The following is a 12,072-nucleotide window of genomic DNA, read 5'->3' on the forward strand; positions in this document are numbered from 1 at the left end:
TATGAAACGGGTTTTACTGGATCTGCCCGTGGCAATGCTTGAATTTCTTGCCCGAACCGCAGTAGCACAGTTCGTTACGGCCCAGCTTCTGTTCGTTGCGAACCGGTGCGGTGGCGAGGGCAACATCGACCTCTTCACCGAGCAGTTCCGGTTGCTCAAGACCTGGCGCTTCGTCGTGCTGGAACTGCATGCGCGCCGCCAATGCCTCGGCTTCCTGACGCAGGCGTTGCTCTTCTTCGATCGGATCTTCGCGGCGAACCTGAACGTGCGACAGCACACGGATCGAGTCGCGCTTGATCGAATCCAGCAGCTCGGAGAACAGCGTGTAGGACTCGCGCTTGTACTCTTGCTTCGGGTTCTTCTGCGCATAACCACGCAAGTGGATGCCGTGACGCAGGTGATCCATGGTCGACAGGTGGTCTTTCCACAGGTCGTCGAGCACACGCAGAACGATTTGCTTCTCGAAGGTGCGCAGCGCTTCGGCGCTCGCCTGCTCTTCTTTCTCGTTGTACGCGGCCAGCAGCTCGGTCATGAGCTTCTCGCGCAGGGTTTCTTCGTACAGGTGATCGTCTTCGTCGAGCCATTTCTGGATCGGCAGCGCCACACCGAAGTCGCTCTGCAACGCCGCTTCCAGACCGGCGACGTCCCACTGCTCAGGCAGCGATTGCGGCGGAATGTGCGCGCTGACGGTCGCGTTGAGCACGTCCTGACGGAAGTCGGCGATGGTTTCACCGATGTTGTCGGCGGCCAGCAACGTGTTACGCATGTGATAGATCACTTTACGCTGTTCGTTGTTGACGTCGTCGAACTCGAGCAGTTGCTTGCGAATGTCGAAGTTGCGGCCTTCAACCTTGCGCTGAGCCTTCTCGATGGCGTTGGTCACCATGCGGTGCTCGATCGCTTCACCGGACTGCATGCCCAGCGCCTTCATGAAGTTCTTCACCCGGTCAGAGGCGAAGATGCGCATCAGGCTGTCTTCAAGCGACAGGTAGAAACGGCTGGAACCGGCGTCACCCTGACGACCGGCACGACCACGCAGCTGGTTGTCGATACGGCGCGATTCGTGACGCTCGGAAGCGATCACCTGCAAGCCGCCCGACTCCAGCACTTGCTGGTGACGTTTCTGCCAGTCGGCCTTGATCTGGGCAATCTGCTCAGGGGTCGGGTTTTCCAGGGTCGCAACTTCAACTTCCCAGTTGCCGCCCAACAGAATGTCGGTACCGCGACCGGCCATGTTGGTGGCGATGGTCAGCGCACCCGGGCGACCGGCCTGGGCAATGATCTCGGCTTCTTTTTCGTGGAACTTGGCGTTCAGGACCTTGTGTTCGATGCCTTCCTTCTGCAGCAGCGCAGACATGTGCTCGGACGTTTCGATGGTTGCAGTACCCACCAGCACCGGACGGCCCTGGGTCATGCATTCCTTGATGTCGTTGATGATCGCCGCGTATTTCTCTTCGGCGGTCAGGAACACCAGGTCGTTGTAGTCTTTACGCGCCAGCGGTTTGTTCGGTGGAATGACCATCACCGACAGACCGTAGATCTGGTGGAATTCGAACGCTTCGGTGTCCGCGGTACCGGTCATGCCGGACAGCTTGTTGTACAGACGGAAGTAGTTCTGGAACGTGGTCGAGGCCAGAGTCTGGCTTTCGGCCTGGATGTTCAGGTTTTCCTTGGCTTCGATGGCCTGGTGCAGGCCTTCGGACAGGCGACGACCCGGCATGGTACGACCGGTGTGTTCGTCGACCAGGACGACCTGGCCATCCTGCACGATGTATTCGATGTTGCGATTGAACAGCTTATGCGCGCGCAGACCAGCGTAAACGTGGGTCAGCAGGCCCAGGTTGTGCGCCGAATACAGGCTCTCGCCTTCAGCCAGCAGGCCGACGCGGGTCAGCATGTCTTCGATGAACTGGTGACCGGCTTCGTTGAGCTCGACCTGACGGGTCTTCTCGTCAACGGTGTAATGGCCGGCCTTGGTGACTTCGCCTTCCACTTCTTCGACGTGCAACTCCAGCTGCGGGATCAGTTTGTTGATCTCGATGTACAGCTTGGAGCTGTCCTCGGCCTGACCGGAGATGATCAGCGGGGTACGGGCTTCGTCGATGAGGATGGAGTCGACTTCGTCGATCACGGCAAAATTGAGTTCGCGCTGGAATTTTTCTTCCATGCTGAACGCCATGTTGTCGCGCAGGTAGTCGAAACCGAATTCGTTGTTGGTGCCGTAGGTAATGTCGGCGGCGTAAGCCAGGCGTTTCTCTTCCGGCGGCTGGAATGGCGTGACCACGCCGACCGTCATGCCGAGGAATTCGTAGAGCGGACGCATCCAGTTGGCGTCACGACGGGCCAGGTAGTCGTTCACCGTCACAACGTGCACGCCCTTGCCGGACAGCGCGTTGAGGTAAACGCCCAGTGTTGCCACCAGGGTCTTGCCTTCACCGGTACGCATTTCCGCGATCATGCCTTCATGCAAGGTCATGCCGCCGATCAGCTGGACATCGAAGTGGCGCATACCCATGACACGCTTGCCGGCTTCGCGGGCGACCGCAAAGGCTTCTGGCAACAGCTTGTCGAGGGTTTCCCCTTTGGCGATGCGGGCCTTGAACTCGTCTGTCTTGGCACGCAATTGATCGTCCGAAAGGGCCACCATTTGCTCTTCGAAGGCATTGACGAGTTGCACCGTCTTGAGCATGCGTTTGACTTCACGCTCGTTCTTGCTTCCAAAAAGTTTCTTTAACAAAGGCGCAAACATATCGGCAGGATCTTCCACACTAAAGGGATGGAGGGCGGCCCCGTGAGTCGCCCGTGCAGCCCTCATGGCCGCATGCGAACGAGCATTCTACCCGGAAACGATGGTGAGGAAAGTGGCGTTATTCCACGATGCATGCACTGCGCTGTAACGGGGCTCACTTAAAATAAGGGCTTTTTGCTGAACTTCAAGCCATTCGCGGCAGAAGTTACTTGTTGATTTAATGGGTAAAGCGCTCGCAAAGCAATGGGTCAGGTGCACGTGGTGCTTTCTGCTACCATGGCGGCTCTGTTACTTCAGGTGTCTGATCATGGCATTTCGCCCTCTCACGGCCAGAGCACCCGCCGTTCTGCTTCGCGAAGCCAAGCCGCTGAAAGCCATCTTTGGCCATGCTCAACGCCTGGGTCATTTACAACGTCTGCTCGAAAGCCAGTTGCAGCCTGCTGCGCGCGAGCATTGCCATGTAGCCTCGTGGCGCGAAGGCAGTTTATTGCTGATCGTGACTGACGGTCATTGGGCCACCCGCCTGCGTTATCAACAAAAACGTCTGCAACGCCAGTTACAGATGTTCGACGAATTCGCCAGCCTGACGCGGATTCTGTTCAAAGTGCAGCCCCCCACCGTTCAGCAAGGGGCGGCGGGGCATACCATCAGTTTGTCGACGGATGCGGGCGCGACCATACAGGCCACGGCCGATGGCATCAGTGATCCGAATCTGCGAGCGGCGCTGGAACGCCTTGCGGCGCACGCCAAACCCAAGGAATGACATAGACCCCCTGTGGGAGCGAGCAAGCCCGCTCCCACAGTTTGATTGTGTCCGCTGGCTATCGGCGTTTGCTGCCGCCCAGTAGCGAGCCCATCAGTCCGCGTACCAGTTGTCGGCCCAATTGATTGGCTGCCTGGCGCATTGCCGATTTCAGCGCCTGCCCCGCCGCCGTGCCGAGGAACTCTCCAGCCTTGTCGGTGAAACTCGGTTCTTCGGCGGCCGGTTTGCCGGGAGCAGCGTCAGTCTCCGGCGCCAACCCTTTGCGCCCCATCAATATTTCATACGCCGATTCCCGATCAACCGGCTTGTCATACCGCCCCTTGAACGGCGACCCGGCGATCAGCATCGTGCGCTCGGTTTCGGTCAACGGCCCGATCCGCGATTGCGGCGGTGCGACCAAGACACGCTGGACCATCTCCGGCGTGCCCTTGTCTTGCAAGGTGCCGACCAGCGCCTCGCCAATCCCCAGCTCAGTCAACACCGATAAGGCATCAAACGCCGGGTTCGGTCGGAAGCCTTCCGCCACCGCACGCAGGGACTTCTGCTCCTTGGCGGTGAAGGCACGCAAACCGTGCTGGATACGCAGGCCGAGCTGAGCCAGCACGTCATCCGGCAAGTCACCCGGCGATTGCGTGACGAAATACACGCCCACGCCTTTGGAACGAATCAGCCGCACCACCTGTTCCAGGCGATCCTGCAACGCCTTGGGCGTGCCGGCAAACAACAAATGCGCTTCGTCGAAAAACAGGGCCAGCAGCGGTTTGTCCGAATCGCCACGCTCCGGCAGTTGCTCGAACAACTCGGCCAGCAACCACAGCAAGAATGTCGCATACACCTTCGGCGCTTCGTGGACCAGACGACTGGCATCCAGCAGATGGATGCGTCCACGGCCGTCAGCCGTCGGTTGCAGAATGTCTTCGAGTTGCAGCGCCGGTTCGCCGAACAGCGCTTCGGCACCTTGTTGCTCCAGGGTCGCCAGTCGTCGCAACAGCGCCTGACTGGAACCGGTGGTCATCAACGCCGCGTCGTCCCCCAGCAACTCAGGGTTGTCACGCAGGTGATTGAGCAGCGCCTTCAGATCCTTTAGGTCCAGCAGCAACAGCCCTTCGCGGTCCGCCACCTTGAACGCGGCATACAGCGCCGACTGCTGGCTGTCGGTCAACTCCAGCAGGCTGCCTATCAACAACGGCCCCATTTCGCTCAAGGTCGTGCGCAATGGATGACCGGACTGACCGTTAATATCCCACAGGGTGACCGGATAGGCCGCAGGCTTGTGATTCAGCCACGGCATCCCGGCGATCCGCTCGGCGATTTTGCCTTGAGGGTTGCCGGCGGCGCCCAGGCCACACAGGTCGCCCTTGATGTCTGCCGCGAACACCGCCACGCCAGCGTCGCTGAAGGCTTCGGCCAGACGCTGCAACGTGACGGTTTTACCGGTCCCGGTAGCGCCAGCGACCAGGCCGTGACGGTTCGCCAGGCGCATGGCCTGAGAGATAGGCTGGCCGGCAAGGTCAGCGCCGATAACGAGTTGCGATGAGTCAGGCATTTTGTCACCCATGGTTAATCTTTGATCCTGCACGGCCGATAAAAATGGTTGTGAGACTAATCCGAAAATAGCGTCGGTAATTCCCTAAGGAGAGGATGGAAATATCAGCTTTTTTTCAACATTGCCCATTCAGCGTGCCTTTATAAAAGCACGCTCAGGACATTAAGACCTTAGCGGAACCCCAAGCCATGAACAAAAACCTGCGCTTCAGCCATAAAATTTTGCTTGCCGCCGCCCTCATCGTTGTTGCCGCCTTCGCCTCGTTCACACTGTACAACGACTATCTGCAACGCAACGCCATTCGCGAAGACCTGGACAACTACCTCAACGAGATGGGAGACGTCACCGCCAGCAACATCCAGACCTGGCTGGCCGGCCGTATCCTGCTGATCGACAACCTCGCTCAAAACATCGCTGTCAATCCGGAACAGTCCAACGTCGCCAGCCTGCTTGAGCAGAAAGCCCTGACGTCGACCTTCATGGCATCCTATCTGGGCGATGCCACCGGCAGTTTCACGATTCGCCCCGACGCAAAAATGCCCGCTGGCTTCGATCCGCGGGTGCGTCCTTGGTACAAAGGCGCCGAAAGCAGCAGCACGGCAACCCTGACTGAACCTTATATCGATGCGGCCACCGGCCAGACCATCATCTCCATCGCCACCGCCTCGAAAAAGGCCGGGCAAAGCGTGGGCGTGGTGGGCGGCGACTTGAGCCTGCAAACCCTGATCGATACCCTCAGCGCCCGCGACTTCGACGGCATGGGCTATGCCTTTCTGGTCAGCGCCGACGGCAAGATCCTGGTGCACCCGGACAAAGCCCTGGTGATGAAGTCCCTGAGCGAGGCATTCCCGAAAAGTACTCCGCGCATCAGCAGCGACTTCAGTGAAGTGGAAGTCGACGGCAAGACCCGCATCGTCACCTTCACACCGATCAAAGGCCTGCCGTCGGTCAACTGGTACATCGGCCTGTCGGTCGACAAAGACAAAGCCTTCTCGATGCTCAGCGAATTCCGCGCTTCGGCGGTCGTCGCGACGATCATTGCCGTGGCGATCATCATCGCCCTACTGGGTATGTTGATCCGCATCCTGATCCAGCCGCTGCACGTCATGACCCGCGCCATGGAAGACATCGCTGACGGTGAAGGCGACCTGACCAAACGCCTGACCATCGTCAACAACGATGAATTCGGCGTTCTCGGCACGGCGTTCAACCGCTTCGTGGAACGAGTTCACACCTCGATTCGCGAAGTATCCTCAGCCACCGGCCAGGTCAACGAAGTCGCCCTGCGTGTGGTCGCTGCGTCAAACTCGTCGATGTTCAACTCTGACCAGCAAGCTTCCCGTACCAGCAGCGTGGCCGCCGCGATCAACCAGCTCGGCGCCGCCGCTCAGGAAATCGCCCGCAACGCCGCTCAGGCTTCCAGTCAGGCCAGCGATGCCCGCAGCCTCGCCGAAGACGGCCAACAAGTGGTCGATCGCAGCATCAAAGCGATGAATCAGCTGTCGAGCATGCTCAGCGCTTCGAGCACCAACATCGAGTCGCTGAACAGCAAAACCGTGAACATCGGGCAGATTCTCGAAGTAATCACCAGCATCTCCCAGCAAACCAACCTGCTGGCGCTCAACGCAGCCATCGAAGCGGCACGCGCCGGTGAAGCCGGGCGTGGTTTTGCCGTGGTGGCTGACGAAGTACGCAACCTGGCGCACCGCACGCAGGAATCGGCGCAACAGGTGCAGACCATGATCGAGGAGCTGCAAGTCGGCGCCCGCGAATCCGTCAGCACCATGAGCGACAGTCAGCGCCACAGTCAGGACAGCGTGGAAATCGCCAACTTGGCGGGCGAGCGCTTGAACAGCGTGACGCTGCGTATTGGTGAGATTGACGGGATGAACCAGTCGGTGGCGACGGCGACCGAGGAACAGACGGCGGTGGTGGAGTCGATCAATGTCGACATTACCGAGATCAACACGCTGAATCAGGAAGGCGTGGAGAACCTGCAGTCGACGTTGCGGGCGTGTTCGGACCTGGAGCAGCAGGCGGCGCGTCTGAAGCAGTTGGTAGGTAGTTTCCGAATCTAGCGTCTGAACTGGCCTCTTCGCGGGCAAGCCCGCTCCCACAGGGTTTAGTGTGAACCTGTGGGAGCGGGCTTGCCCACGAAGGCGGTCTGTAACACACCGCAAAAACCTCGCTGATCCCCCCGCCACAAAACCCCAACCGAACATCTATCCTTCATAAAGGTCAACCAAGGGAGAACAACGGACCGGAGGGATGCTCACTGTGCATATCGCGGACATAACCATGTTCTACGCCCCGGCCAGCGGTGGCGTGCGCACGTATCTGGATGCCAAGCACCGTCGCCTGAGCATCAAGCCAGGCATTCGCCACAGTTTGCTGATTCCAGGGGCACACTTGAGTGAGCAGGACGGCGTCTACTCAGTTCCAGCCCCGGCCCTGCCCTTCGGCAAGGGTTATCGTTTCCCCCTCCGCCTGGCGCCATGGCGAAATGTCCTGCAGGATTTGCAGCCTGACCTGATCGAAGTCGGCGACCCTTACCTTACCGCTTGGGCGGCTTTGGATGCGCGCCGGCAACTGGATGTGCCGGTGATCGGGTTTTATCATTCGGACCTGCCGCTGCTGGTCAGCAATCGAATGGGCAATTGGGTGACCCCGAATGTCGAGGCCTATGTCAGCAAGCTGTATGGCAACTTCGACCGGGTACTGGCGCCGAGTCAGGTCATGGCCGACAAGTTGATCGGTCTTGGGGTGAAGAATGTGTTCGTGCAGCCGTTGGGCGTCGACCTGCAAACATTCAATCCCGAAGCAAGGGACGACGGCCTGCGGGCCGAATTAGGCATTGATGAGAACACCCATCTGCTGATCTTCGCCGGCCGTGGCTCCAAGGAAAAGAACCTGCCGGTCCTGCTCGGTTGCATGAAGCGTCTGGGGCCTCGTTATCATTTGTTGCTAGTCGGTTCCTCCATGCCCGCTGTGGTGCCGGACAACGTGACTGTCGTCGATGAGTTCTGCCCGGCCACGCAAGTCGCGCGCTTGATGGCCAGCGCCGACGCACTGCTGCATGCCGGTGATCAGGAAACTTTCGGCCTGGTGATCCTCGAGGCCATGGCCAGCGGCATTCCGGTCGTGGCGGTGGCAGCCGGGGCCTTCGAGGAAATCGTCACCGATCAATGCGGCGTGCTCTGCGCGCCGAACAATCCCCTGGCGATGGCCAACGCGGTGCGCGAGTTGTTCAGTCAGGGCAGCGCCACCCTGGGCAAGCGCGCCCGCAGCCATGTTGAACAGCATTACGCCTGGGACGCCGTGGTCAACAGCCTGCTGGGGCACTATCACGCGGTGCTCGGCAGCCAATGGCCGCTGACCGCCAATGGTTGAACCCATGAACCTGCCCAGCCTGTTACTCGTGCTGCATGACGTTGCGCCGCAGACTTGGGCCGATTACCAGCCTTTTGTCGACGCCGTCGATGCCTTGGGCGATGTGCCGATGACCTGGCTGGTGGTGCCGAACTTCCACAAGCACAACGACCTGGACGAGCATCCGGGATTTCGTCGGTGGCTGACCAGCCGCGTCGCCCGAGGTGACGAACTGGCATTGCACGGCTACTTTCATTGCGACGAAGGCCCTCCTCCCAGCAATCCCAGAGACTGGTTCATGCGCCGGATCTATACCCACGAAGGCGAGTTTTACAGCTTGTCGCAAACCGCCGCGCTCGCCCGCCTGCGCGCCGGAATCGAGGTCTTCCATCGTTATCACTGGCCGCTGGAAGGCTTCGTCGCCCCAGCCTGGCTGATGAGCGAAGGCACTCGGCAGGCGTTACGCCAGTTACCGCTGAGCTACACCAGCGATCGCCAGCATTTCTATCGGCTGCCGGAGTTCACTTCCATCGATGCGCCGGGACTGGTCTGGAGTGCCCGCAGTGCCTGGCGCCGTGGCCTGTCGAAACTCGTCAGCGATCAGCGTGAACAGCGCTGGCGGCAAGCACCGGTGATTCGCCTTGGCCTGCATCCGGTGGACATGCGCCATGGATTTTCGCGTAGTTACTGGCTGCACACCCTCAAGCGCTTGCTCGATGAGGGACGAGTGCCGTTGACCAAGGCCCAGTGGCTCTCTTTGCACAGTGATCGTCTCGGTCGCGCCGCATGAGCCGGGGCATTCTGCTGTTTATCGCCCTGCTCGCCGCGGTGCTGATTCCGTTGCTGCTGGGTGGCAACGAGACGTGGTCGCGCCTGCAAAATTTCCCGTTGAATGAATTGCTGATCATGTTCGGCATGATCTTGCTGTGCTGGGTGGTGAACACCCTGCGCTTGCGCCTGTTGTTGGGCGACCAATGCGACAAGGTGGGCCGAGTGAAAAGCCTCGGAGTGGTGATGGCCGCCGAGTTCGCCTACTGCGCCACGCCCGGCGGGAGTGGCGGACCGCTGACGATCATGGCGCTACTCGCGCGCAATGGCGTGCGCCCGGCAAGGGGCAGCGCAGTGTTCGCCATGGACCAACTCAGCGATCTGCTGTTTTTCCTCTGCGCGCTGAGCGGGATTCTGATTTATGCGTTGTTCCAGCACCTCAGCGAACGCTTGGAATGGTTGCTGATCGTCAGCGCCGTCTCGATGTTTGGCGGGTTGCTCAGCTGCGTGGTGGTGGCGCGCTACCATCGATTGCTGATTCGCCTGAGCGGGCGGTTGCTCGTGCGCCTCAACGTCAAAGGCACCACGCGCCTGCGCTGGGCACGCAAGCTCCTGCATTTCCTGGCGGCGTTCACTGACACGCTGAAGTTGCCCGTTCTGACGTTGATCAAGGTGTTTGCCCTGACCTGCGTGCATTGGCTCCTGCGGTATAGCGTGCTGTATCTGGCGGTGCGCGGGCTCGGGGCAGACTTGCAGTGGGCCTGGTGCTTTCTGATCCAGATGCTTTCACTGAGTGCAGGGCAATTCAGCCTGCTGCCGGGCGGTGCCGGGGCGGCAGAGTTGACCTCGGCGGCGCTGTTGGCGCCCATGGTGGGGAAATCCACCGCGGCGGCGGCGATTCTGATCTGGCGGGCGGTGACGTATTACTTCTACCTGGTGGTGGGTGGCCCGGTGTTTTTGTTGATGCTGGGGCGGCCGCTGCTCAAAAAGTTGATGAAGTTCAAGCAGGCTTAGGCTTGTCTTCGGGTTGCTGCTGCAACTGCTCCCACAACTCGGCGGCACCGGGAAACTCCGTGCCGTCTTCAGGGCTCATCTCATCCGGGTCGTAACGACTCAAACAGCCCTCCCCCAACGTGGCGGGGGCCTTGGAAGTGGCTTTGTCGAGTGGGTCGGCCATGGTCATGTCCTCAGTGCAGAAACGGCGAAGGGCCTGAAGCGATTGAACGCCCAGGCCCTTCGAATTTCAACCGCTGTGTGTGGCTATCAGAACACCACGGTCTTGTTGCCATGCACCAGCACCCGGTCTTCCAGGTGATAACGCAGACCGCGGGCCAGCACCATTTTCTCGACGTCACGGCCGAAACGCACCATGTCTTCAATGCTGTCGCTGTGGCTGACGCGCACCACGTCCTGCTCGATGATCGGACCGGCATCCAGCTCTTCGGTCACGTAGTGGCAGGTCGCGCCGATCAACTTCACGCCACGCATGGAGGCCTGGTGATACGGCTTGGCACCGACGAACGACGGCAGGAAGCTGTGGTGAATGTTGATGACCTTGTGTGCATATTCCCTGCACAACGCGGGCGGCAGGATTTGCATGTAACGGGCAAGTACCACCACTTCGGCATCGTGCTGTTTGACCAGGCGCGAGACTTCGGCGAAGGCCGGCTCTTTGTCCTGTGGATTGACCGGCACGTGGTAATAAGGAATACCGTGCCACTCGACCATGCTGCGCAAGTCGTCGTGGTTGGAAATCACACAGGAAATTTCGCAGTCCAGTTCGTCACTGTGCCAGCGGTGCAGCAAGTCAGCCAGACAGTGGGATTCACGGCTGGCCATCAACACAACGCGCTTTTTCTGCGCGGTATCGGTAATGCGCCAGTTCATCGAGAACTCTTCGGCAATGGGTGCAAACGCTTCGCGAAAGGCTTCAATACCGAAAGGCAGCGAATCGGCACGAATTTCGTGACGCATGAAGAACCAGCCACTCTGATTGTCCGAGTGATGGCTCGCTTCAGTGATCCAGCCGTTATGTGACGCCAGAAAGTTACTGACTTTAGCAACGATGCCGACGCGGTCCGGGCAAGCAATCACCAGCCGAAAAGTGCGCATGAGGGGGAAACTCCAGAACTTCGCAAAGGCCGCCATTCTAGCGATTGCGCAGCAAAACTGCAGTATTGATGACACATTGACCTGCACGCGGGTCAGTGGAACAGATTCCGGCAGCACCTCACCACCCGCGCGATGGTGTTCTTGTAGTCAATCTTCAAGCGCTCAATTGTGAATATCTGTGATGACTGCATCACACTTTTAACTCTGCGTTCAGTTTATGCCCTATTCACCGCAACTAATTTAAATAAAACACCGGTTAAATGTTTACTTGATGAAACACCCTGACTATTATTGCGGCACTGTCACCCTGCCATCCAGCGCCCAACATAAGGTAGTCCTCATGTCCTTGATCAACGAATATCGCGCCACCGAAGAAGCTATCAAAGAGCTGCAAGCCCGTTTGAAGAACCTGTCCCAAGACGACAAACTGCAAACCGAGCTGGAATTCGAAGGCAAACTGCGCACCCTGATGGGCGAATACTCCAAGTCCCTGCGTGACATCATCGCGTTGCTGGACCCAGAGTCCAAGACCAAAGCACCACGCGGCGGCGCAGTAAAAACTACTGGCACCAAGCGTGCTCGCAAAGTTAAACAATACAAAAACCCGCACAACGGTGAAGTCATCGAAACCAAAGGTGGCAACCACAAGACTCTGAAAGAGTGGAAAGCCAAGTGGGGCGGTGACGTGGTTGAAGGCTGGGCTACCCTGCTGGGCTAAGCCCAATAGGTTGTCAAAGACTTATCCGCGACAAAAAATAACGCCAG

General features: G+C 59.2%; 10 protein-coding genes. 6 read left to right on the forward strand and 4 right to left on the reverse strand.

Translation table 11 applies throughout. From position 1 onward, the window contains the following. Positions 1–13: 13 nt before the first annotated feature. Complete coding sequence (secA, locus tag K0F88_RS14670) at positions 14–2,749, reverse strand: preprotein translocase subunit SecA (protein ID WP_219095510.1); 2,736 nt, start codon at positions 2,747–2,749, stop codon at positions 14–16. A gap of 307 nt (positions 2,750–3,056) precedes the next feature. Here secA and K0F88_RS14675 point away from each other — a divergent pair, with 307 nt between their 5' ends. Next, positions 3,057–3,512, forward strand: coding sequence for a DUF721 domain-containing protein (locus K0F88_RS14675; RefSeq protein WP_109634314.1), 456 nt, complete (start codon positions 3,057–3,059; stop codon positions 3,510–3,512). Between the two features lie 58 nt (positions 3,513–3,570). Here the strand turns inward: K0F88_RS14675 and K0F88_RS14680 are convergent, their stop codons facing one another. After that, positions 3,571–5,058 carry a helicase HerA-like domain-containing protein gene (locus K0F88_RS14680; RefSeq protein ID WP_219095511.1) on the reverse strand — a complete coding sequence of 496 codons (1,488 nt, stop codon included), beginning with the start codon at positions 5,056–5,058 and terminating at the stop codon, positions 3,571–3,573. Between the two features lie 188 nt (positions 5,059–5,246). On the opposite strand from K0F88_RS14680, the gene K0F88_RS14685 reads away from it, so the two are divergent. From K0F88_RS14685 to K0F88_RS14700, 4 genes are all read left to right on the forward strand, one after another. Beyond that, complete coding sequence (locus tag K0F88_RS14685; protein ID WP_219095512.1) at positions 5,247–7,136, forward strand: methyl-accepting chemotaxis protein; 1,890 nt, start codon at positions 5,247–5,249, stop codon at positions 7,134–7,136. A 190-nt stretch (positions 7,137–7,326) separates the two neighbouring features. Then, positions 7,327–8,448 (forward strand): glycosyltransferase family 1 protein, encoded by a 1,122-nt coding sequence (locus K0F88_RS14690; RefSeq protein WP_094470977.1) that lies wholly within the window; start codon positions 7,327–7,329, stop codon positions 8,446–8,448. Next, complete coding sequence (locus K0F88_RS14695) at positions 8,441–9,217, forward strand: DUF2334 domain-containing protein (RefSeq protein ID WP_094470976.1); 777 nt, start codon at positions 8,441–8,443, stop codon at positions 9,215–9,217. The genes K0F88_RS14690 and K0F88_RS14695 overlap by 8 nt, the downstream gene beginning before the upstream one ends. Next, positions 9,214–10,209 (forward strand): lysylphosphatidylglycerol synthase transmembrane domain-containing protein, encoded by a 996-nt coding sequence (locus tag K0F88_RS14700; RefSeq protein ID WP_094470975.1) that lies wholly within the window; start codon positions 9,214–9,216, stop codon positions 10,207–10,209. Before K0F88_RS14695 ends, K0F88_RS14700 begins: the two co-directional genes overlap by 4 nt. On the opposite strand, the gene K0F88_RS14705 is transcribed toward K0F88_RS14700, so the two are convergent. Further along, entirely contained in the window at positions 10,196–10,372 is a 177-nt protein-coding gene (locus K0F88_RS14705) for a hypothetical protein (RefSeq protein ID WP_010457533.1), read from the reverse strand. The genes K0F88_RS14700 and K0F88_RS14705 overlap by 14 nt on opposite strands. 86 nt (positions 10,373–10,458) lie before the next feature. Next, positions 10,459–11,307, reverse strand: a complete 849-nt coding sequence (gene purU, locus K0F88_RS14710; protein ID WP_219095513.1) for a formyltetrahydrofolate deformylase — start codon at positions 11,305–11,307, stop codon at positions 10,459–10,461. Between the two features lie 340 nt (positions 11,308–11,647). Here purU and mvaT point away from each other — a divergent pair, with 340 nt between their 5' ends. Continuing rightward, the gene (mvaT, locus tag K0F88_RS14715) at positions 11,648–12,025 is read left to right on the forward strand and encodes a histone-like nucleoid-structuring protein MvaT (RefSeq protein WP_007933316.1); all 378 of its coding nucleotides are present in this window, start codon (positions 11,648–11,650) and stop codon (positions 12,023–12,025) included. The last annotated feature ends 47 nt before the right edge of the window (positions 12,026–12,072 follow it).

It is taken from the genome of Pseudomonas sp. UMAB-40 (assembly GCF_900095275.1).
Classification (GTDB): Bacteria; Pseudomonadota; Gammaproteobacteria; order Pseudomonadales; family Pseudomonadaceae; genus Aquipseudomonas; species Aquipseudomonas mandelii_B.

Excerpts from the sequence above, each read along its gene's own strand:
- secA (WP_219095510.1), bottom strand. The coding sequence starts at position 2,749 with ATGTTTGCGCCTTTGTTAAAGAAACTTTTTGGAAGCAAGAACGAGCGT.
- K0F88_RS14675 (WP_109634314.1), top strand. The coding sequence starts at position 3,057 with ATGGCATTTCGCCCTCTCACGGCCAGAGCACCCGCCGTTCTGCTTCGC.
- K0F88_RS14680 (WP_219095511.1), bottom strand. The coding sequence starts at position 5,058 with ATGCCTGACTCATCGCAACTCGTTATCGGCGCTGACCTTGCCGGCCAG.
- K0F88_RS14685 (WP_219095512.1), top strand. The coding sequence starts at position 5,247 with ATGAACAAAAACCTGCGCTTCAGCCATAAAATTTTGCTTGCCGCCGCC.
- K0F88_RS14690 (WP_094470977.1), top strand. The coding sequence starts at position 7,327 with ATGCTCACTGTGCATATCGCGGACATAACCATGTTCTACGCCCCGGCC.
- K0F88_RS14695 (WP_094470976.1), top strand. The coding sequence starts at position 8,441 with ATGGTTGAACCCATGAACCTGCCCAGCCTGTTACTCGTGCTGCATGAC.
- K0F88_RS14700 (WP_094470975.1), top strand. The coding sequence starts at position 9,214 with ATGAGCCGGGGCATTCTGCTGTTTATCGCCCTGCTCGCCGCGGTGCTG.
- K0F88_RS14705 (WP_010457533.1), bottom strand. The coding sequence starts at position 10,372 with ATGGCCGACCCACTCGACAAAGCCACTTCCAAGGCCCCCGCCACGTTG.
- purU (WP_219095513.1), bottom strand. The coding sequence starts at position 11,307 with ATGCGCACTTTTCGGCTGGTGATTGCTTGCCCGGACCGCGTCGGCATC.
- mvaT (WP_007933316.1), top strand. The coding sequence starts at position 11,648 with ATGTCCTTGATCAACGAATATCGCGCCACCGAAGAAGCTATCAAAGAG.